General features: G+C 68.7%; 21 protein-coding genes. 4 read left to right on the top strand and 17 right to left on the bottom strand.

What is annotated here, in order from left to right; genetic code table 11:
• Position 1: 1 nt before the first annotated feature.
• The 16 genes from ACIA77_RS17340 to prmC form a co-directional block, all read right to left on the bottom strand.
• Positions 2-436, bottom strand: a complete 435-nt coding sequence (locus ACIA77_RS17340; RefSeq protein ID WP_204093762.1) for a DUF2550 domain-containing protein — start codon at positions 434-436, stop codon at positions 2-4.
• Between the two features lie 25 nt (positions 437-461).
• Positions 462-827, bottom strand: coding sequence for a F0F1 ATP synthase subunit epsilon (locus ACIA77_RS17335; protein ID WP_204093761.1), 366 nt, complete (start codon positions 825-827; stop codon positions 462-464).
• A gap of 115 nt (positions 828-942) precedes the next feature.
• Complete coding sequence (atpD, locus tag ACIA77_RS17330; protein ID WP_395886875.1) at positions 943-2,370, bottom strand: F0F1 ATP synthase subunit beta; 1,428 nt, start codon at positions 2,368-2,370, stop codon at positions 943-945.
• Positions 2,370-3,305, bottom strand: a complete 936-nt coding sequence (locus ACIA77_RS17325; RefSeq protein ID WP_395886874.1) for a F0F1 ATP synthase subunit gamma — start codon at positions 3,303-3,305, stop codon at positions 2,370-2,372. Before ACIA77_RS17325 ends, atpD begins: the two co-directional genes overlap by 1 nt.
• 11 nt (positions 3,306-3,316) lie before the next feature.
• A complete protein-coding gene (atpA, locus tag ACIA77_RS17320) occupies positions 3,317-4,954 on the bottom strand; it encodes a F0F1 ATP synthase subunit alpha (RefSeq protein WP_395886873.1) in 1,638 nt (545 codons plus the stop codon).
• A 64-nt stretch (positions 4,955-5,018) separates the two neighbouring features.
• Complete coding sequence (locus ACIA77_RS17315; RefSeq protein ID WP_395886872.1) at positions 5,019-5,843, bottom strand: F0F1 ATP synthase subunit delta; 825 nt, start codon at positions 5,841-5,843, stop codon at positions 5,019-5,021.
• Positions 5,844-5,849: 6 nt separating this feature from the next.
• Positions 5,850-6,407: a F0F1 ATP synthase subunit B gene (locus ACIA77_RS17310; protein ID WP_395886871.1), complete on the bottom strand. Its 558-nt coding sequence runs from the start codon at positions 6,405-6,407 to the stop codon at positions 5,850-5,852.
• Between the two features lie 35 nt (positions 6,408-6,442).
• On the bottom strand, positions 6,443-6,697 hold the full coding sequence (locus ACIA77_RS17305; protein WP_395886870.1) for an ATP F0F1 synthase subunit C: 255 nt from the start codon (positions 6,695-6,697) through the stop codon (positions 6,443-6,445).
• A gap of 58 nt (positions 6,698-6,755) precedes the next feature.
• On the bottom strand, positions 6,756-7,553 hold the full coding sequence (gene atpB, locus ACIA77_RS17300; protein WP_395886869.1) for a F0F1 ATP synthase subunit A: 798 nt from the start codon (positions 7,551-7,553) through the stop codon (positions 6,756-6,758).
• Between the two features lie 516 nt (positions 7,554-8,069).
• Entirely contained in the window at positions 8,070-8,519 is a 450-nt protein-coding gene (locus ACIA77_RS17295) for a hypothetical protein (protein ID WP_395886868.1), read from the bottom strand.
• Between the two features lie 484 nt (positions 8,520-9,003).
• Entirely contained in the window at positions 9,004-9,153 is a 150-nt protein-coding gene (locus ACIA77_RS17290) for a hypothetical protein (RefSeq protein WP_395886867.1), read from the bottom strand.
• Positions 9,154-9,315: 162 nt separating this feature from the next.
• Entirely contained in the window at positions 9,316-10,473 is a 1,158-nt protein-coding gene (locus tag ACIA77_RS17285; protein WP_395886866.1) for a glycosyltransferase family 4 protein, read from the bottom strand.
• A 107-nt stretch (positions 10,474-10,580) separates the two neighbouring features.
• Complete coding sequence (locus ACIA77_RS17280; RefSeq protein ID WP_395886865.1) at positions 10,581-11,231, bottom strand: L-threonylcarbamoyladenylate synthase; 651 nt, start codon at positions 11,229-11,231, stop codon at positions 10,581-10,583.
• Positions 11,232-11,295: 64 nt separating this feature from the next.
• Positions 11,296-13,287, bottom strand: a complete 1,992-nt coding sequence (locus ACIA77_RS17275; RefSeq protein ID WP_395886864.1) for a M6 family metalloprotease domain-containing protein — start codon at positions 13,285-13,287, stop codon at positions 11,296-11,298.
• A gap of 271 nt (positions 13,288-13,558) precedes the next feature.
• Positions 13,559-13,969, bottom strand: coding sequence for a VOC family protein (locus tag ACIA77_RS17270; RefSeq protein WP_395886863.1), 411 nt, complete (start codon positions 13,967-13,969; stop codon positions 13,559-13,561).
• A gap of 60 nt (positions 13,970-14,029) precedes the next feature.
• Positions 14,030-14,896, bottom strand: a complete 867-nt coding sequence (gene prmC, locus ACIA77_RS17265; protein ID WP_395886862.1) for a peptide chain release factor N(5)-glutamine methyltransferase — start codon at positions 14,894-14,896, stop codon at positions 14,030-14,032.
• Positions 14,897-15,091: 195 nt separating this feature from the next.
• Between prmC and ACIA77_RS17260 the strand changes: the two genes are divergently transcribed.
• From ACIA77_RS17260 to ACIA77_RS17245, 4 genes are all read left to right on the top strand, one after another.
• Complete coding sequence (locus tag ACIA77_RS17260; protein ID WP_395886861.1) at positions 15,092-16,114, top strand: glycosyltransferase family 2 protein; 1,023 nt, start codon at positions 15,092-15,094, stop codon at positions 16,112-16,114.
• Positions 16,111-16,545, top strand: a complete 435-nt coding sequence (locus ACIA77_RS17255) for a GtrA family protein (protein WP_395886860.1) — start codon at positions 16,111-16,113, stop codon at positions 16,543-16,545. The genes ACIA77_RS17260 and ACIA77_RS17255 overlap by 4 nt, the downstream gene beginning before the upstream one ends.
• Entirely contained in the window at positions 16,538-17,803 is a 1,266-nt protein-coding gene (locus ACIA77_RS17250; protein ID WP_395886859.1) for a mannosyltransferase family protein, read from the top strand. The genes ACIA77_RS17255 and ACIA77_RS17250 overlap by 8 nt, the downstream gene beginning before the upstream one ends.
• A gap of 91 nt (positions 17,804-17,894) precedes the next feature.
• On the top strand, positions 17,895-19,340 hold the full coding sequence (locus ACIA77_RS17245) for a hypothetical protein (protein ID WP_395886858.1): 1,446 nt from the start codon (positions 17,895-17,897) through the stop codon (positions 19,338-19,340).
• 1 nt (position 19,341) lies between these two features.
• On the opposite strand, the gene prfA is transcribed toward ACIA77_RS17245, so the two are convergent.
• Positions 19,342-20,412: a peptide chain release factor 1 gene (prfA, locus tag ACIA77_RS17240; RefSeq protein ID WP_395886857.1), complete on the bottom strand. Its 1,071-nt coding sequence runs from the start codon at positions 20,410-20,412 to the stop codon at positions 19,342-19,344.
• Between the last annotated feature and the right edge of the window lie 36 nt (positions 20,413-20,448).

Raw genomic sequence — 20,448 nt, 5'->3', positions numbered from 1 at the left:
GTCAGGACGCGTGCGGCAACATTCGTCCCGGCGGAGCCGACTCGAGCCAGGACAGGAACCCGGTCAGCGCGCCCGGGCCCATCGCGATTTCGATCGCCTCCTGCGTGGACGATTCACACCGCAGGACGGTCGATCCCTCCGGCACCGCGTACGCCTCCGTACCGGACGGGTCGCGACGATCGGCGATCTGCATGCTCTCGCGCTGGAACACGCGATCGGGGCCGGTCCGGAGGCTCCAGACGCGGTACCAGACGAACTCGTCGCCCTCGTACCGGCCGAGCCCGAGGTGCCAGCTCGCTCGCGGGTTGTCCGGACGCCACCGCAGCGCGACGCTCACGCCACCGCCGCGGCGCATCCGGATCCACCGCTGGCCGTACCAGGCCACCAGCACGGCGAGCACGATCAGGAGCCCCAGCACCACGATGGCGATCTTCACGGCGGCTCCTGCTCGTCTCGCTCGATCAGACCGACTGACCGGCTGCGCGCAGCTGGGCCGAGGCCCTTGCGCGCTCCACCTCGTCGTCCGTCGTCAGGGCCGCGCGGGCCGCGTCGACGTCGATCTCGTCCGAAAGCTCGGCGCTCTCCGCGAGCACACTCACCCCGGTCGCGGTCACCGACAGGAAACCGCCGTGCACGGCCGCGGTGAGCACGTCACCGTCAGTCGTGTTGATCTTCACCACGCCACCCTCGACGAGCTGCCCGAGCACCGGCTCGTGGCCGGGCATGATGCCGATCTCGCCCTCGGTGGTCTGCGCCACCACGAAGGTGGCGGAACCCGACCAGAGCCGGCGCTCCACGGCCACCAGCTCCACGGACATCTCAGCCACGTAGCACTCCTTCGCTCGGGGTGTCACCACCGAGTGTAATAGGTCTGGGTCCGGTTACGAGAACGGCGGGGCCCTCAGTCCACAATGGACTTCAGTCCCCGCCGTCCCCCGGAAGTCACTTCTTGGTGATTTCCTTGTACTTCTTCTCGAGGTCTTCGAGGCCACCGATACCCAGGAACGCCTGCTCCGGGTAGTGGTCGAAGTCGCCCTTGCTGATGCGGTCGAACGACTCGATGGTCTCCGACAGGGGCACGGTCGAGCCCGGGATCTGCGTGAACGCCTCGGCGACCAGCATGTTCTGCGACAGGAACCGCTCGATGCGGCGCGCGCGCTGAACGGTGAGCTTGTCCTCTTCCGAGAGCTCGTCCATCCCGAGGATCGCGATGATGTCCTGCAGTTCCTTGTACTTCTGCAGGATCCGGATGACCTCGGAGGCCACGCGGTAGTGGTCCTCACCGACGATGGCCGGGTCGAGGATCGTCGACGTCGACGCCAGCGGGTCCACCGCCGGGAAGATGCCCTTCTGGAACACCGACCGCGAGAGCTCCGTGGTGGCATCCAGGTGGGCGAACGTCGTCGCGGGCGCCGGGTCGGTGTAGTCGTCCGCGGGCACGTAGATCGCCTGCATCGAGGTGATCGACCGGCCACGGGTCGAGGTGATGCGCTCCTGCAGCTGACCCATCTCGTCGGCCAGCGTCGGCTGGTAACCCACGGCCGAAGGCATGCGGCCCAGCAGGGTCGACACCTCGGAACCGGCCTGGGTGAACCGGAAGATGTTGTCGATGAACAGCAGCACGTCCTGGTTCTGGACGTCGCGGAAGTACTCCGCCATGGTCAGCGCGGACAGCGCGACGCGCATGCGGGTGCCCGGCGGCTCGTCCATCTGACCGAAGACGAGGGCGGTGTCGTTGATGACGCCGTCCTCGGACATCTCCAGGAAGAGGTCGTTGCCCTCACGGGTGCGCTCGCCGACGCCGGCGAACACCGAGGTACCACCGAAGTTCCGGGCGACGCGGGTGATCATCTCCTTGATCAGCACCGTCTTGCCCACGCCCGCACCGCCGAACAGGCCGATCTTGCCACCCTGCACGTACGGGGTCAGCAGGTCGACGACCTTGAGGCCGGTCTCCAGCATCTCCGTCTTGCCCTCGAGCTGGTCGAAGGCCGGCGGGTTGCGGTGGATGCCCCAGCGCTCGAGGTCGTCGCCGTAGCCGGGCTCGTCGAGGCACTCGCCGAGGGCGTTGTAGACGTGGCCCTTGACCTTGTCGCCCACGGGAACGGTGATGGGGCCGCCGGTGTCGGTGACCTCCGCACCGCGGACGAGGCCGTCCTGCGGCTGCAGCGAAATCGTGCGGACGAGGTTGTCGCCCAGGTGGCTGGCGACCTCGAGGGTCACCGTCTTGCGCAGCTGCTCGAACTCGATGTCGACCTTGAGCGCGTTGAACTGGTCGGGCACGGAACCGCGCGGGAACTCGACGTCGACGACCGGCCCGGTCACCGAGACGATGCGCCCCTTGGCGCGCGGGGCTTCAGTACTGGTCATCAGTCATCACTTCCTGCTGCGGTGAGCGCGTTCGCGCCACCGACGATTTCGGAGATCTCCTGGGTGATCTGCGCCTGGCGGGCCTGGTTCGCCTCCCGCGTCAGCGTGTTCACCAGATCGTTCGCATTGTCCGACGCGGCCTTCATCGCGGTGCGGCGGGCTGCCAGCTCGGAAGCCGCCGACTCCAGCAGAGCCGAGTACAGGCGCGTGTTGATGTACTTCGGCAGCAGCGCGCCCAGCAGCTTGTCGGCGCTCGGCTCGAACTCGTAGCTGGGGAGCAGCTCGCCTGCGGGCCGCTGCTCCTCTTCGCCCGTGTACTCCACCTCGAGCGGGGCGACCCGCTTGGCGATCGGCCGCTGCGTCAGCATCGAGACGAACTCGGTGTACACGACGTGGATCTCGTCGACCCCGTCGACGAGATCCGGTTCACCTTCCGGCGTGCCGGCGAGGAACGACTTGACCAGCGTCTCGCCCGCCTCCACGGCGGCGGAGTACGACGGCTGGTCGGAGAAGCCCGTCCAGCTGTCGACGACGTCGCGGTTGCGGAACCGGTAGTAGTTGAGCCCCTTGTTGCCCGTGACGTAGACCTCGGGCTCCTTGCCCTCCTCGCGGAGCAGGGCGAGCAGTTCCTCGGTCGCCTTCAGCACGTTGGTGTTGTAACCACCGCACTGGCCCTTGTCGCTGGTGACGACGAGGACGGCGGCGCGCTTCGGGTTCGGGCGCTCGACCAGCAGCGGGTGGTCGAGGTTCGCCGCCGCACCGGCCAGCGCCGAGAGCACCTTGGTGATCTCGTCCGCGTACGGCCGGGAAGCGGCGACCTTCGCCCGCGCCTTGGTGATGCGCGCGGTGGCGATGAGCTCCATCGCCTTCGTGATCTTGCCGATCGACTTGGTCGCCTTGATGCGCGACCGAAGTTCCCGGAGTTGTGCGGCCATGAGCTATCAGCTCACTTCTTCGGGGCGGGCTTGTTGACCTTGACGGTCTCCTGCCCGACCTTGTCGGCGTCCATCGCGTCGGCGTTCGACTCCAGGGGCTTGCCCTCGGAGGTGGTGAACTCCTTCTTGAACTCATTGACCGCGTTCACGAGCGCGTCGCGGGTCGAGTCCTCGAACTTGCCGCTGTCGCGGATCGCACCCAGGACCTCGGTGTGCTTGCGGCGCGCCGAGTCCAGGAACTCGTGGTTGAAGCGGCGCACGTCCTCGGTCGGGACCGAGTCGTAGTGGCCGTTGGTGCCGAGCCACACCGTGCAGACCTGCTCCTCGACCGGGATCGGCGAGTACTGCGGCTGCTTGAGCACCTCGTACAGGCGCGCACCACGCTCGAGCTGCGCCTTCGACGCGTCGTCGAGGTCCGAGGCGAAGGCGGCGAACGCCTCCAGCTCGCGGTACTGCGACAGGTCGATGCGCAGCGAGCCCGAGACCGACTTCATCGCCTTGACCTGCGCGGCACCACCCACGCGGGACACCGAGATACCCACGTCGATGGCCGGGCGCTGACCGGCGTTGAACAGGTCGGACTGGAAGAAGCACTGGCCGTCGGTGATCGAGATGACGTTCGTCGGGATGTAGGCCGACACGTCGTTGGCCTTCGTCTCGATGATCGGCAGGCCGGTCAGCGAGCCGGCACCCAGCTCGTCCGACAGCTTGGCGCACCGCTCGAGGAGACGGGAGTGCAAGTAGAAGACGTCGCCGGGGAACGCCTCGCGGCCCGGCGGGCGGCGCAGCAGCAGCGAGATCGCGCGGTAGGCGTCGGCCTGCTTGGTCAGGTCGTCGAACACGATCAGGACGTGCTTGCCCTCGTACATCCAGTGCTGGCCGATGGCCGAGCCGGTGTACGGGGCGATCCACTTGAAGCCGGCCGAGTCGGAAGCCGGGGCGGCGACGATGGTCGTGTACTCCATCGCGCCCGCGTCCTCGAGCGACTTCTTGACCGACGCGATCGTGGAGCCCTTCTGGCCGACCGCGACGTAGATGCAGCGAACCTGCTGCTTCGGGTCACCAGTCTCCCAGTTGGCCCTCTGGTTGATGATCGTGTCCACGGCGACGGCGGTCTTGCCCGTCTTGCGGTCACCGATGATCAGCTGGCGCTGACCGCGGCCGATCGGCGTCATCGCGTCGATGGCGGTGATCCCGGTCTGCAGCGGCTCGGACACCGGCTGGCGCTCGACCACCGAAGCGGCCTTGAGCTCCAGGGGGCGCCGGGTCGTGGTCTCGATCTCGCCGAGCCCGTCGATGGGCGCGCCCAGCGGGTCGACGACCCGGCCGAGGTAGCCGTCGCCGACCGGCACCGACAGGACCTGCCCGGTCCGCTTGACCTGCTGCCCCTCTTCGATGCTCTCGAAGTCACCGAGGATGGCCGCACCGATCGAGCGGGCGTCCAGGTTCAGCGCCACACCGAGGACGCCGCCCGGGAACTCGAGCAGCTCGTTGGCCATGGCCGAGGGCAGTCCCTCGACGTGGGCGATACCGTCACCGGCGTCGGCGACCACGCCGACCTCTTCCCGGTTCACGTCCGGGGCGTAACTCGAGACGTAGTTCTCGATCGCACTGCGGATCTCGTCCGAGGAGATCGTCAGCTCCGCCATTTCGTTCCCGCTCTCGCTTCTGTTCTGTCCAGTGTGCAAAGTCTGTGGTGCCCGGGCGCACCCGTCAGGCGCGGCTCAGCCTGCGGCGCACCGCCGCCAGCTGGCCCGCCGTGCTGCCGTCGATGACCTCGTCGCCGACGCGGACGACGAGCCCGCCGCCCAGCCGGGGGTCAACTTCGACGTGCAACGCGAGGGGCCGCCCGTAGATGCCGTTGAGCTTCGACCCCAGCTGGGTCTGCTGCTCGTCGGTGAGGGCGTTGGCGCTGGTCACGTAGGCGACCGAGCGTTCACGCCGTTCCGCGGCCAGCGCGACCAGCTTGTCGAGCCCGTTGCCGACCCCGCGCCCCTTGGCGCGGCGCACGACCTGCTCGACGAGGGTCTCGACGACCACGTCGACCTTGTCCGCGAACAGCCCGCGGACCAGGGTCCGCTTCGCGTCGGCGGGACCGGCCAGGTCGGACAGCGCGGCCTCCAGCTCCGGAGCGCCCGCGACGATCCGCGCGACCTGGAACAGCTGTGACTCGACGGTCTCGATGTTCCCGGTCTTCTCGGCGGAGGTGAGCAACGCCGAGCGGCCGAGGGACTCGATCCCGTCCACCAGCTCGCGAGGGCTTGACCAGCGGCTGCCCGCCACGGCGTCGAGCACCTTCAGGGCCGGTTCGCTCAGCTTCCCGTCGAACAGGCGGCGGACGAGGCCCTGGCGGCTCTCCGGGCTGGCCGAAGCGTCGCTGACCGCCCGGCGCAGGCCGATTTCGCGGTCAAGGAGGTCGACGACCGAGAGCAGCTCGTCCCCGACCGTCGCGGGATCCGAACCCGCGTCGGCCAGAACCTCGCCGAGACGGGTCTCGGCGAGGTCGAGCGCTTCACGGCTCGCAGCATGCAGCGTCATCTCTGGTTACTTCCCCGCTCCGTTGGTGGCCGACGCGGTCTCCAGCTCGGCCAGGAACCGGTCGACGGTGCCGCGGCGGCGCGCCTCGTCCTCGAGCGACTCGCCGACGATGCGGCTCGCCAGCTCGACGGCGTTGCGGCCCATGTCGGCCCGCAGCTCGGCGATGATCTGCGCCTTCTGGGCCTGCAGCTGGGCCTGCCCCTGGGCGACGATCCGCTGGGACTCGGCCTCGGCCTCGGCCCGCAGCTCCGCCTTGATCTGCTCGGCTTCGAGCCGGGCGTCGTCGCGGATCTTCGCGGCCTCGGACCGGGCGTCGGCCAGCTGCGCGCGGTACTCCGCGAGCGCCTCTTCGGCCTCGGCCTGAGCCTTCTCGGCCTTCTCGATGCCGCCTTCGATCTTCTGCGCCCGCTCCTCGTACGCAGCCTCGAAGCGCGGCACGACGTACTTCTTCAGAAGGAACAGCAGGATCAGGAAGGCGACGATGCCGAGGATCAGCTCCGGGATGTCCGGAATGATCGGGTTGGAACCGCCTTCGGCCGCCAACACCAAATCGGTCTTCAGCACGACGTCTCCTTAGTGATGAGAGATGAGCGGTTCGCTCAGGAGGCGATGAAGAAGATGACGATACCGATCAGCGCCAGAACCTCGGTGAGCACGAAGGTCGAGAAGCCGATGCCCTGCAGCTTGCCCTGGGCCTCCGGCTGGCGAGCGGTGCCGTTGATGACGGCGGCGAAGATCAAGCCGATGCCGATGCCCGGGCCGATCGCACCCAGGCCGTAACCGATGGCGGCGAGGCCGGGGTTGATGTTGACAGCCTGCTCGGCGGCCTGGGCGAGAACGAGGTTGGCGCTCACTTGCATTTCCCTTCACTTCGGTCCGCGCACTCACGCGGATCGGGGGCTTGTGTGTTTCTCAGTGCTCCGACGCCAGCGCGGCGCCGATGTACCCGGCCGACAGCAGGGCGAAGATGTAGGCCTGCAGCACCTGGATGAAGGCCTCGAGGAAAGTCATCAGGATCGCCAGGACCCAGCCCAGGACCGAAACCGGTTTGAGGGCCCAGCCCGCGGTCTCCGTGAGCAGGAAGGTGCCGCCCAGGGTGAACACGATGATGATCAGGTGACCGGCGAACATCGCGGCGAAAACACGGATGGCCAGCGTGATCGGCGTGATGAAGAACTTCTGCGCGAACTCGATCAGGCTGTAGAGCGGAAGCACGAACTTCGGGATCCCCGCCGGCGCCAGCTGGTTCTTCAGGTATCCGCCCAAGCCGTACTTCCTGATGCCCACGTAGTGGTACACGGGGTAGACCACGAGCAGCGACAACGCCAGCGGGAAGCCGATCCGCGCCATGGTCGGGAACTGGAAGAAGGGAATGATCCCGAAGAGGTTGTTCAGCAAGATAAAGGTGAACAACGCGAGAACCAGCGGGATGAACGGCTTGAACTCTTTCGAGCCGATCTGCTGCCGGGTGATGTTGTTGCGGCTGAAGTCGTAGAGGGACTCGGCGATGAACTGGCCCTTAGTCGGCACGATCTTCAGCTTGCGCGACGCCACCAGGAAGTAGGTGGCGACGATGATCAACGAGATGATCACCAGCAGCTTCGGCTTGTTCAAGCCCCAGTCGCCAGACCCCAAAAACGGCGGCAGCTCGAAGGCATCAGTACCAGGGGGCGTGAAAGTCGCACCCTCGGTCAGTACCAGCGCGATCACTGCGCTCCTCCCGGTTCTCCCGGCCGGCGTTCACTCCGCCGGGGGAATCGTCACGATCTGGACTTAACGTACCCGATAGGTACGAGCACGTTAGAGGCGGCTGGCTCCACCGCGCGGTGAACACTTTTCGTGCCGTGCGCGGAGGTCGTCTCGCGTGAACACTGCCCTGCAATCCACTTCGGACCAGCGGCTGAGGGGCGGAACCATCAGGTCGCCACACTGCTGATCGAGGTTCGTCTGAGGGAGTGTGCGGCCGAGTCCGCCACCCTTGACGCGGACCATACCAGCAGGTCAATCAGTGCCGTACAGCCGTACTCCATGCCAACCGATCAGCGCAGGACTTAGGTCCCGGGACCGGTTGGGACCCAAGTCCGGAACCGCTCACGACCGATCCGCAAGATCGCAGGTGAGCCACCCGGCCGACTCCGCCAGCCACACGAAAGATGTCGAGTGTGTTTCAGGTCACACTCGGCTGCTCTAGGTCGTCCTACGCTGAGTGACACCGCCCGCGGGTGGTCAGGACGGGATGATCGTAGGGATCTTCGTCTTGCGGAAGGCCACGAACTCCGCCGCTGCAGCCAGCAGGATGGCCACGACCATCGTGATGCCGAGCGAAAGCGCGTGCAACGCCGTGACGCCCTTGAGCAACGAAAGCGCCGCGAACAGAACGACGATCTTCACGACGTACCCACCGAGCGCGATGACCATGACGAACATCGGGTCCTGGCCTGCGCTGAAGCGCATCAACCCCAGCGTCGAGAGCGACGCGAGCAACGCGAGCACACCCCCGACCAGTGAACCGAGGAACCCGTGCAGTCCGTAGAGGATGCTGAACAGCACGATGCACAGCGCCACCGCCGGCGGCGTGATCAGCAGCGAAGCCCGCGTCATCGCCCGGGCGGCCTGCAGCACCACCTTGGCGTGCGGGTTCTCCTGGGCTTCGGTCGAGGTTTCGGTTTCGCTCACCACTGACTCCCTACTCGGTTCGGCACCGAGTGTAGAGACCCTGGTGATCAGGCTCTTGAGGCCCCGGCCTGCGGCTTCTCGCCGAGCACGGCTGCCCGGAGGCGTGCAGCAGCGCAGCCCCCGAGGCAGCCGTATTCGATTCACCCATTTTCAGAGGAAGCCGATTGAGGCACAAACGTTCGAGGTTTCCTCAGAAAATTAGTGCTCGCGAATCATGCGGGCCAGGTCGTGCCAGGATTGGTGCACGTCTGACCGTTCCAATCCATGCTGTACGTCGTGGTGACGCCGACCTTGACCGTCTGACCCGGCCCGACACAAGCGATAGTGTTGCCCACGAGGACAAATCGGGCCAGAACCTGGATCGACCTGCCGTCGTTCGTGCAGTGGTGGTAGTACCGGCTCCAGTCCGCCGAGGTCGCACCGCACCCGTGCCCGTCGGAGGGCACCCATCCGATGAACCCGTTCTTCAGGCTGGTGGCAGGGCTCACAACTGTTGCCGTGGCAGCGGAGCTGGCGCCGGGAAGCTCGCCATCATCGTTCCGGCTGCGAGTAGCCCCAGCGCAGCCTTGGACATCTTCTTCATTTTCGATTTTCCTCCCCATTCGACAATCGAAAGGAGGTCGAAGAGACGCACCAAGACACACCAAAGGCACGATAAGCACCTTCGGACTCCCCAGCCCCCTCGAATACCCCCTCGCAAAAGAGATTGACCGGCGGAAGTGATCATGGTCAACACTTCGCCGGTTTTCCCTCGAACGGGGCACGATTCCAAGAACTGAAATAAATTCGCGAACACTCAGCCCGTGGCGCGGTTGCGCGACCTCAACCGCGGCACCAGCGACACCAGCACCGCGACCAGCAGACCGGCCCCGATGCCCCAGAAGACGAGCGGGCTGTCGAACAGCGTGACCGACACGGCGCCGAACGCGAGGATGCCGGCCCACAAGTAGATGAGCAGCACGGCGCGGCGCTGGGAGTGGCCGATTTCGAGCAGGCGGTGGTGGAGGTGCATCTTGTCCGCCGCGAAGGGGCTTTCGCCGCGGCGGGTGCGGCGGATGACGGCCATGACGAGGTCCAGGACGGGCACGAAGAGCACCGCGACGACCACGACGAGCGGGGACAGCAGGGCGAGCGCGTCGGAGGCGGAAAAACGCGTGTAGCTGACGCGGCCGCTCGCGGACGTCGTGGCGCCGGCGAGCATGAGGCCGATCATCATGGACCCCGAGTCGCCCATGAAGATCTTGGCGGGCTGGAAGTTGTAGGGCAGGAAGCCCAGACAAGCGCCCGCCAGCGTCGCGGCGATGAGGGCCGGCGGGTAGGTGCCGAAGTCGCCGCCGGTGTTGTCGAGCAGGCCCAGCGAGAAGGCGCACGTGGCTGTCGCGGCGATGAAACCGAGGCCGCCCGCGAGGCCGTCGAGGCCGTCGACGAAGTTCATCGCGTTGACCATCACCACGACCATCACGACGGTCAGCAGCGCGCCCTGGTTCTTGTCCAGCACCAGCACCGAACCGAACGAGTCACCGGTGCCGCCCCACGGCACCCAGAACGACACCCACTGCACACCGAAGATGACGAGGATCCCCGCGCACATCACCTGCCCGGCGAGCTTCGTCCACGCGTCGAGCTCGAACCGGTCGTCCAGCGCGCCGATGAGCGAGATGACGCCGGCCGCGAGCAGCACGCCGACGGAGTCGAGCGAAGCGTCGAACCCGTGGCTCAGCGCGGGCAGCTGGTGCGCCAGGCCCATCGCCGCGGCCACACCGAGGTAGATGCCGACGCCGCCCATGCGCGGGATCGGCGTCACGTGGACGTCGCGGGCACGCGGGTTGGCGATCGCGCCGATGCGGATCGCGACGCGGCGGACGACGCCGGTGAGCAGGTACGTCACCGCCGTCGCGGTCAGCGCGACGAGGAGGTACTCCCGGATCGGGAGAAGTCCTTGCACAGGGGGCATGACCGCGTCACGCCTGCCGGGGGGTCCGAGTCACCGCGTCACGCTACCGCGACCGGATGTCACGCGGTTCAACGGAGCCTCCCGTCCGTGCGGCCACAGTGGACCGCTCAGGCGAGCGATTCGACCGGAATGCCCATGACCTCGGCGATCGCGGCGCGCGTGACCGCGCCTTCGCGCAGCACCAGCGGCTTTTCACCGGTGAGGTCCACGATCGACGAAGCGACGGGTTCGCCGCTCGAACCGCCGTCGAGGTACACCGCCACGGAGTCACCGAGCTGGTCCTGCGCCTCGGCCGCGGTGGACGCGGGCGGGCGGCCCGAGACGTTCGCGCTCGACACGGCCATCGGGCCGACGTCGCGCAGCAGCTCCAGCGCCACGGGGTGCAGCGGCATCCGCAGCATCACCGTGCCGCGCGACTGGCCGAGGTCCCACTGCAGGCTCGGCGCGTGCGGCAGCACGATCGACAGGTCGCCGGGCCAGAACGCCTCCACGAGCGCCCGCGCCTGCGGCGGCACCCCCAGCACCAGTCCGTCCACAGTGGACCACGAACCGACGAGCACGCCCACGGGCATGTCCGGGCCGCGGTTCTTCGCGCGCAGCAACGCCTGCACGGCGCCCGCGTCGAAGGCGTCGGCACCGATGCCGTAGACGGTGTCGGTGGGCAGGACCACCAGCCGGCTGGACCGCACGGCGGCGGCCGCGGCGGCCAGCCCTTCGGTTCGGGATTCGCGCTTGCTGCAGTCGTACACCGCACTCATGCCGCGAAGCCTAGCCCTCGTCCCCGGCACCCGAATCCGGTGGTCAGGTGCCGGGGACGCCGGGTCACAACCCGATGGCCGGGCAGCTCGCGGTGCTCGTCTTGCCCGGGTCGCTCACGGAGGTGGCCGTGAGCGTCACGTGGGCTGTGCGCGACGCGCTCGGTGCCCGTTTCGCGTACGCCACGACCTGGGTGCTTTGCCCGAACTTCGCCGTGGCCAGCTCGTTGGGCAACCGGACCTCCCAGCCCGGGGTGTCCGTGGCGACGCTCAGCCGGTAGGTGTCGGTGTCGTACGGCGCCTTCGCACCCCGTGCGGACCCGGTGTTGAGCAGCCGGAAGTCGCACTTCGCGAGGCCACCCTGGGTGAACGCGGGCAGCGCCGGCCACAGGCGGGCACCGCGCGTCTGCGAGCCGGACCCGTCGAGCGACGCGACGGTGACCGTGTACGACAGGACGCCGCGGCGGTCGCGCGCGAGGTCGGTGACCAGGAAGCGCAGCCGGTTGGCCTCGTCGGTGTACTCGTACTCGCCCGACGAGCCGGTGCCGGCCTTGAACGTCGCGTCGTTGAGCTGCCGGTAGTCGCCGATGGTGATCTTGACGGGTGTGCCGTCCGGCTTCACGTAGTCGGTGAGACCGATGTCCTGCGGGTTGGCGTCGACGATCCACTCGAACGGGGCGGCGTCGCGGTTCTTCGTCTTCGCCAGCAGCACGCCGGAGTCGGGCGCGAACGAGTCGGAGCCCATGCGGTCGACGACCTCGAGGGTGTAGTTGTCGTAGCCGCCGCCGTCGCACAGCGGGTCGGTGTTCCGGTCGCACTTCGGCGACTTGTCACCACCCGGCAGGGCGATGGTGATGCCCGTGTACGAGCCCGGTTCGGGCGCGACCTCACGCGCCGTGACGCGAGCGGTCACGGGTCCGGTCTTCGCGAGCTGGTCGCGGTCGAGCTGCAGCACGTCGGCGGGGTCGACGATGCCGAGCTTGAGCTTGTTGCGCAGCATGTGGTGCGCGCCCATCGAACCGCCCTCCGTCGCCGGGATCTGCCAGCGCGTGTGCGGGCCGCCGGGACCGTTGAAGCTGCCGCGCGACAGCATTTCCCACGGCCCGGTGTACGCGCGCTGCGGCGGGTTGCCGAACGGGTTGTTGTAGTTGTCGCCGATGCCGAGGATGTGGCTGAACTCGTGGGCGTAGGTGCCCTGGCCGGAGCTTTCGGCCTGCGTCGAGGAGCCGTTCTGGGCGTTGGGCCAGATGGTCGACGCCGAGGCCCACGAGGTCCACGGGACGTAGCGCGTGTCGGCGTAGTTGGGCAGGGCGGGGTCGGGCGGGCCGAATTCGTCGGACACCGCGTCCTGGCTGCCGAACTTCATCTCGCCGAATTCCTGCCAGGTCGAGCTCTCGTCCTGCCCCGCGGAGAGGAAGAAGACGAAGTCGAACTGGTCGGCCAGCGCGCCGACGTCGGCCTTCCACGCGGCGCGCGCGTCGGTGCGCAGGTCGCGGTCGCAGGTGTCGCCGGCGGGGCAGGCGCCTTCCTGGAACTCCATGCCGTACTCGTAGGACTTGCCCGGCAGCCGGTACGGCCCGAACGCCGTCAGGTCGACGCCGAAGCGGCCGCCGGAGTCCTCCATCCAGTACTCGTTGATGGTGTGGCCGTGGTTGAGTGACTCCGGTTTGTTGAGGAAGTCCTGGTAGTACTGCGCGACGCCCTCGCGCGGGAGGCCGCTCGCGGCCGGCCCGGGGTTCCCGAACACGGTCGAGTGGGGCGCTTTCGTGACGACGAAGTCCTCGTCGGGGTAGTCCGCCAGCACGACGGCGCCCTTGAAGGTGCGCTGCGTGGGCTTGAGGGACGGGTCGGCCCAGTTCGTGCCCGGGACCTTCCGGTAGTCGTTCCACGTCATCGCGGCCTGGTCGGCCCAGTGCGCGGAGTCGATCGGCGCGGGCCAGCCGCGGCTGAACGTGTCGGCGCTCGCCGTGCCCGCCGTCAGCGCGGGCACCAGGACGACGGCGGCGACGAGAGCGGCGGCTTTCGCGGTGCGCCGCGCGGGTTTCCAGGAGGGTCTCATCCACACTCCTTCACGCTCGGGCCGTCCCGGAGCGGACGGCCCGGTGATCGACGGTATGCAGTCGACCGCGATTAGTTAGGGTTGCGAACGAAATCGGACCCCATTGCCTCACGACGAAAGTCGGACAGCGGGGCGGTAACGGGTGAAGCGGCGGTTCGGCGGCCACAGCGGGACGAGCCGGGCGCGCTTCAGCGCACTGGCGTCGGAACTCGGGGATCGTGCAACGGGCGGCCGGATCAGCGACCCCGGACAGCGTGAGACGCCGGGAAGATCAGCCGGCCGCGGTCGTCGAGCCGTCGGTCGCCACCGGCTCGACCCGGCGGCGCAGCAGGCAGAACTCGTTGCCCTCCGGGTCGGCCAGGACGTGCCACGATTCGTCGCCGGTCTGGCCGACGTCGGCGGTGCGCGCGCCCGCGGCGAAGAGCCGCTCGAGTTCCGCGTCCTGGTCGCGGTCCGTGGGGCTCACGTCGAGGTGCAGCGGCAGCTTGCCGCGCTTCGGGTCCGTGCTGCGGCTGAGCACCAGCGTGGGCAGCGGCCCGCCGAAGCCGGCGCCGGGCGGGCCGATCTCCAGGTCGTCGCCGTCCCAGCCGAGTTCGACGTAGCCGAGGACTTCGCACCAGAACTCGCCCAGGCGTTGGGGGTCGGCGCAGTCGATGACGAGTTCGGTGATCCGGCAGGCCATGCGCGCGCACCCTACGCGCGCAGAACCCGCCCGGACAGCGGTTTTCCCATGGGCCTGGCGTCAGCCGAGCCGGCGAGCGGTGACGAACCGGGGCCGGCCGGTGTAGTCGGGGTGGTCCTCGACGGCGGTCAGGACCCGGCGGGCCCGCACGAGCGCCGGGACGGCCGAGCCGTGGGTGTCGTCGTGCTCGATGGCGAGGGCGCCGCCCGGGCGCAGCAGACGGGCGCCGGCCGCGATGGCGTGGCGGATCACCGCCAGGCCGCTCTCCTCGGCGAAGACGGCGCGCGCCGGATCGTGCTCCGCGACCTCCGGCGGCACCGGGGTGCCCTCCGGGACGTACGGCGGGTTGCACAGCACCAGGTCGACGAGGCCGTCGAGCTCGGCGAAGATCGTCGGGTCGGCGATGTCGCCCGAGTACAGGCGGATGGGGGTGTCACCGGCGTCGGCGTGGACGTCGGCGTTGTGGCGCGCCCACGCGAGCGCCTGCGGGTCCACGTCGACCGCGTACACGACCGCGTCGCGCCGCTCGTGCGCCACGGCCAGGGCCAGCGCCCCCGAACCCGTGCACAGGTCGACCACCACGGGGTACTCGCGCCCGTGCAGGCTCTTCACGCCCCACTCGAGCAGCAGCTCGGTCTCCGGCCGCGGCACGAACACCCCGGGCCCCACGTTCACGGTGACGTTGCCCAGCGCGGCCCACCCGGTGAGGTACTGCAGCGGGATGCGCTTGGCCCGCTGCTGGACCAGCTGCCCGATCGCCTCGATCACCGGCGGATCCACCAGCGGCACCATCGGCAACCGGCCCCGCTCCACCCCGAGCACGTGCGAGGCGATCAGATCCGCGTCCGCCCGCGGCGACTCCACGCCCGCCTCGGTGAGAATCCGGGTCGCCTCCATGATGGCCAGGCGCAGCGGCTGCCGATTCACAAGTTTTCCCTCACGTCGAAATCCTCCGCCCCAGCGTATCGACTTCCGGCCCGCTTCCGGAGCCGCCTGGCCGCAGGCGGGCCCGGATGCGGGCCCGGAGAAGCACCGTGAGCGTGATCTCTTAAGATCCTGAGGTCCTCCGGGCCGCGGATCAGCGCGTTCGCCCGATTCATTGAGTCAAACGGGAGTCCCGTCATGAGTGGCGTGTCTTCGGAGCCCTCGAGCGACAGACGCCGGATCGCGTTCGTCTTCCCCATCTTCAACGAGGAAGGCAACATCGACCTGCTCCACCGGACCGTGGACGAGGTCACCAGGCCGCTGGCCGACCGGTACGAAGTCAGCTTCCTCTACGTCGACGACGGCAGCCGCGACAGCTCGCTCGTGCTGCTCACCGCACTGGCCGAACGCGACAGCCGCGTGACCGTCGTCGAGCTGGCCCGCAACTTCGGCCACCAGCTGGCCGTCACCGCCGGTCTGGACCTCGTCGACGCCGACGCGACGATCATCATGGACAGCGACCTGCAGGACCCGCCGCGCGTCGCGCTCGAGCTGATCGAGAAGTGGGAAGAGGGCTTCGACGTCGTCTACGCGCAGCGCCGCTCGCGCCAGGACAGCGCTTTCAAGAAGCTCACGGCAGGCGGTTTCTACTGGTTCCTGCGCAAGATGGCCGCCGTCGACATCCCCAAGAACACCGGCGACTTCCGGCTGATCGACCGCAAGGTCGTCGACGAGCTGCGCCGCTACCGCGAGCGCGACCGCTTCCTGCGGGGCCTGGTCAGCTACATCGGCTTCAAGCAGACGGCCGTGCTGTTCGACCGCGACAAGCGCCACGCCGGGGTCACCGGCTACCCGCTGCGGAAGATGCTCCGCTTCGCCGCCGACGGCATCCTCGGCTTCTCCGTCACCCCGCTGCGCCTGATCAGCCGGCTCGGGTACCTGATCTCGGCGCTGAGCTTCCTCGGCGTGCTCTACGTGATCGGGGTGAAGCTCTTCGCGCCGCAGACGGCCGTGCCGGGCTGGGCGTTCATCACCATCGCGATGTTCTTCCTCGGCGGCATCCAGATCATCATGCTGGGCGTGCTCGGCAGCTACATCGGGCGCACCTACTCCCAGGTGCAGAACCGGCCGCTGTACGGGGTCGCCTCCGTGCGCACCGGGCTGTCCCAGCTGGTGCAGGCCGTCGGGTCCGGTGTGGACGCCGGGACCGGCGCCCGGTGAAGCTGATCACCGCGACGCAGCTGCGGTTCGGCCTCGTCGGGGTCGCCAACACGCTGGTCGACGCCCTCGGTTACCTGCTGCTGTACTCCGTCGCCGGGCTGCCGCTGTTCGTCGCGAACTTCTGCTCCACCACCGCGGGCATGCTGCTGAGCTTCACGCTCAACCGATCCTTCACCTTCCGCGCCAAGGACGGCGACGTCCGCCGCCAGGCGCTGCTGTTCTTCGCCGTCACCGCGTTCGGCCTGTGGGTCGTGCAGGCGCTGGTGATCTACGCGGTCACCACCGCATTGCCCGGGGTCACGCCGCTGGTCCCGAAGTTCGGCGGGATCGTGGTCGGGCTGGTGTGGAACTACGTGCTCTACCACAAGGTGGTCTTCCGGACCCGCCGCGAGGTGGTCCCGACTCCGGCCCAGGAGGCCGCTCATGACTAGCACCGCCGTTCCGCCCGCTTCGCTCGACGACGCGGGCCCGGCGCCGGAAACGCCGCGCGCGGCCCGCGTGCCCGCGTGGCTCACCGGCGACTTCGCGAAGGTGCTCGCGGCCGTGCTCGTGTGGAACGTCGTGCTGATCGCCGTCGCGTGGCTGTTCGGCCCGTCGAGCCCGACGAGCGAGGGCATCCCCAAGACCGGGATCGGGTCGACGTGGAGCGTGCTGGCGCACACCTACCGCTGGGACGCCGGCAACTACGGCGAGATCGCCCAGCACGCGTACACCGGCAGTTACGTGCCGCTGCGCGCCTTCTACCCCGTGTTCCCGATCTGCGTGTGGTTCCTGCAGACGATCACCTTCCACCTGCTCGGCCTGCTCGTCGCGGGGTTCGTGGTCAACGTCGTCGCGACGTGGCTGGCGACGGTGGCGCTGCTGAAGATCGCCCGGCACTTCTTCACCGGCGACCGCGCGCCGTGGCTCGTGGTGGCGGCGTTCCTGACCGCGCCGGCGGCGTTCTTCCTGCACTCGTTCTACAGCGAAGCCGTGTTCTGCGCGCTGGGCTTCTGGGCCTACCTGTTCGCGCTGCGCCGCCAGTGGCTGTGGATGGGCGTGTGCCTCATCCCGCTGACCGCGGCGCGGATCACGGCGGCGGTGTTCGTCGGCCTGTGTTTCCTGGAGTTCTGGCGCGCGGGCGGCTGGAAACCCCGAGCGCTGCTGAACTGGCGCCTGCTGTGGTTCCCGGCCGCGTTCCTCGGCCTGGGCGCGCACATGGTCTACATGAAGCTGCAGACCGGCAGCGCGACGGCGAGCTTCACCGCGCTCGAGGGTGTCCCGGCCTGGTCGTACCACAAGTTCAACCCGGACATCTTCGCCACCGCGTGGAGCGAGGCGAAGCTGACGGCCCACGCACTGCTCGGCGACGTCCCCATGACGGGGTGGACGCTGATGAGTCACGTGCTGCCGACCATCGGCCTGGTCCTGCTGCTGATTTCCTCGGTGTACGTCTTCGTCGCGTTGCGGGCCGACGGGATCCCGCTCGCGCTGTTCGGCATCGCCTCGATCGTGATGCTCACGATCAACAACAACGTGGTGTCCGTGCACCGCTACCTGTTGCCGTGCCTCGTGATGTACGTGGCGCTGGTGCTGTTCGCGCAGCGCCGCCCGAAGCTGCGGGGTGTGGTCTACGCGGTGCTCTACGCCAACGCGACGATCGGTGCGCTGATCTTCATCCGGTTCATCACCGGCTACTGGGCCGGCTGAGCGCGGGCGGGCGCCCTGGTACCGGCGTGGTGCCGGTGACCGGGGTGCCCGCAGACGGCGGCCCGGCACCGCCCTGCCTACACTCGGCCGGGTGCGAACCAAAGAGCTGCGCTTCGGTCTCGCGATCTTCGTCGCTTCCCTGGCCCTCCTCCTGGTCCGCTTCCTCGTCCCCAGACCCATCGGCATGGCCGACAACGGCGACGGCTGGCGGCTGCTCTGCAAGCTCGGCAGCAAGCAGCTCGACCGCCCGTCGGAGGGCTTCGTCCGGTTCAGCTACGGCGCCGGGGTCCCCTGCACGAGCGACTACGTCTCGAGCCAGAGCTGGCTCGACTGGCTCGCGAGCAAGGCCGGCCATCTCTTCGGTTCGAGCGCCATCCTGAACCTGCTGGTCCTCGGCGTCGGTACCTGCGTGCTCATCGCGGTGGCGATCACCGCCGCCGTCACCGGCCTTGACCTGGAACGCCGCGGCAAGGTCGTCGCGACGGCCCTGCTGCTGCTCGTCATGGGCGACTCGGCGTTCTTCGGCTACTTCTCCTCCACGCTCAGCGAAGGCGCGGCCTTCCTCGGCCTGCTGCTGATCGCCGGCGGCTTGCTGCTGATGCACCGCGACGGCGCCCGGCGCTACGCGGGCGCCGCCATCACCGTCCTCGGTGGACTGATCGGCATCACCGCGAAGTCGCAGACCCTGTTGCTCATCCCCCTTTTCGTGCTCGCGGTTCTCCTCGTGAAGCCAAACGGCGCGCGCGGCAAAGCCCGCTGGGCGCTGCCCGTGGTCGTGCTCGCGATCGTCGGCGCGGGGACGCTCGCGGTGCAGTCCGACGGCGACCCGGCCAACGCGGAGTACCGCGAGGCCAACGTGTACAACGCGATCTTCGACTCCATTGTGGACGGCAAACACGACACGAACGCCGACCTGGCCGCACTCGGGCTGCCGCAATCGTTCGCGAAGTACATCGGCACCGGCTGGTGGACCCCAGGTGCGGCGAAGACCGACCCGCTCTACCCGCGGTACCGCGACAAGATCAGCCGCCGCAACGTGGTGCAGTACTACTCGACGCACCCCGAGCGCGTCACGGAGATCCTGCAGCAGGGCGGCGTGAACACGCTCACCGCGCGGCCGGACAACCTGGGCAGCTTCGGTGAGCTCTCCGGTCAGCCGCGGCTGTCGAAGGAGTACCGCGTGCCGGTGTTCTCCGGCCTCGCCGCACTCGCCGCGCCGGCCGGGTTGTTCGTGCTGATCCCGATCTGGGTGCTGCTGGCCTGGGCCGGCGTGCGCGCGTTCCGCCGGCGGCGGCGCGAATTCGGGCTCGTCGTGTTCCTGCTGACGTTCTTCGCCGTCGGCCAGCTCGGGCTGTCCGCCCTGGGCGAGGGCGTGGAAGGCGTGAAGCACCAGCTGCTCACGCTGTTCCCGACCGCGCTGGCGATCGTCTTCGGCGTCCTCAGCCTGCTTCCCCGCGCCGAGGACGAAGCGCCCGAGGAGCCGGTCTTCGGCGAGGACGACGAACCGCTGACCGAGGAGATCCCGGCGAGGGTGTGACTCAGCCGGCCTGCGCCGCCAGCCGCTCCTCGCGGTCGGCGGTCGCCAGTGCGTCGAGGACGCCGTCGAGGTCGCCGTCGAGCACCTGGTCGAGGTTGTAGGCCTTGTAGTTCACCCGGTGGTCCGAGATGCGGTTCTCGGGGAAGTTGTACGTGCGCACGCGCTCGGAGCGGTCGACGGTGCGGACCTGCGAACGCCGGGCGTCCGACGCCTTCGCGGCGGCCTCCTCCTCGGCGATCGCCTGCAGACGCGCCTGCAGGACCTGCAGCGCGCGGGCGCGGTTCTGGATCTGCGACTTCTCGTTCTGGCACGACACGACGATGCCGGTCGGCAGGTGCGTGATGCGCACGGCCGAGTCCGTCGTGTTCACGCTCTGGCCACCGGGGCCCGACGAGCGGAAGACGTCGATCCGCAGGTCGTTGGGGTCGATCTCGACCTCGACCTCTTCGGGCTCGGGGTAGATCAGCACACCCGCGGCGGACGTGTGGATACGGCCCTGCGACTCGGTCGCCGGCACGCGCTGCACGCGGTGCACGCCGCCCTCGAACTTCAGCCGCGACCAGACGCCGTCGACGTCGGCGGCCTTGCTCTTGATCGACAGCGTGACGTCCTTGAAGCCGCCGAGGTCGGAGTCGGTCGAGTCGAGCACCTCGGCCTTCCAGCCGTGGCGCTCGGCGTAGCGCAGGTACATGCGCAGCAGGTCGCCGGCGAACAGCGCCGACTCCTCGCCGCCCTCACCCGACTTGATCTCCATGACCACGTCCGACCCGTCGTACGGGTCGCGCGGCAGCAGCAGTTCGGTGAGCCGCGACTCCAGCTCGGGGACCTTCGCGGCCAGCTCTTCGGCCTCCGCCGCGAACGCCGCGTCCTCCGCGGCCAGCTCCTTGGCCGCCGAGAGGTCGTCGCGGGTCTGGTCGAGCTCGCGCACGGCCTTCACGACCGGGCTGAGCTCGGCGTAGCGGCGGCCGAGCTTGCGGGCCTTCGCCTGGTCGGCGTGCACGGCGGGATCCGCCAGCTGCGTCTCCAGCTGGGCGTGCTCCTCGAGCAGCCCCTTGAGCGACGTCGAATCCACTGCGCGCCTTCTTCCCGGCCTCGAAACGATTACTGG

The sequence above is a fragment of the Amycolatopsis sp. NPDC051903 genome (assembly GCF_044452505.1).
Lineage (GTDB): Bacteria > Actinomycetota > Actinomycetes > Mycobacteriales > Pseudonocardiaceae > Amycolatopsis.
The sequence above is the reverse complement of the archived record's forward strand: the minus strand, read 5'-3'. Positions and strand labels throughout refer to the sequence as shown.

Coding starts and splice junctions, on each gene's coding strand:
- atpD (WP_395886875.1), bottom strand. CDS start 2,370: ATGACCAGTACTGAAGCCCCGCGCGCCAAGGGGCGCATCGTCTCGGTG.
- ACIA77_RS17325 (WP_395886874.1), bottom strand. CDS start 3,305: ATGGCCGCACAACTCCGGGAACTTCGGTCGCGCATCAAGGCGACCAAG.
- atpA (WP_395886873.1), bottom strand. CDS start 4,954: ATGGCGGAGCTGACGATCTCCTCGGACGAGATCCGCAGTGCGATCGAG.
- ACIA77_RS17315 (WP_395886872.1), bottom strand. CDS start 5,843: ATGACGCTGCATGCTGCGAGCCGTGAAGCGCTCGACCTCGCCGAGACC.
- ACIA77_RS17285 (WP_395886866.1), bottom strand. CDS start 10,473: ATGCCCCCTGTGCAAGGACTTCTCCCGATCCGGGAGTACCTCCTCGTC.
- ACIA77_RS17280 (WP_395886865.1), bottom strand. CDS start 11,231: ATGAGTGCGGTGTACGACTGCAGCAAGCGCGAATCCCGAACCGAAGGG.
- ACIA77_RS17275 (WP_395886864.1), bottom strand. CDS start 13,287: ATGAGACCCTCCTGGAAACCCGCGCGGCGCACCGCGAAAGCCGCCGCT.
- ACIA77_RS17270 (WP_395886863.1), bottom strand. CDS start 13,969: ATGGCCTGCCGGATCACCGAACTCGTCATCGACTGCGCCGACCCCCAA.
- ACIA77_RS17260 (WP_395886861.1), top strand. CDS start 15,092: ATGAGTGGCGTGTCTTCGGAGCCCTCGAGCGACAGACGCCGGATCGCG.
- ACIA77_RS17250 (WP_395886859.1), top strand. CDS start 16,538: ATGACTAGCACCGCCGTTCCGCCCGCTTCGCTCGACGACGCGGGCCCG.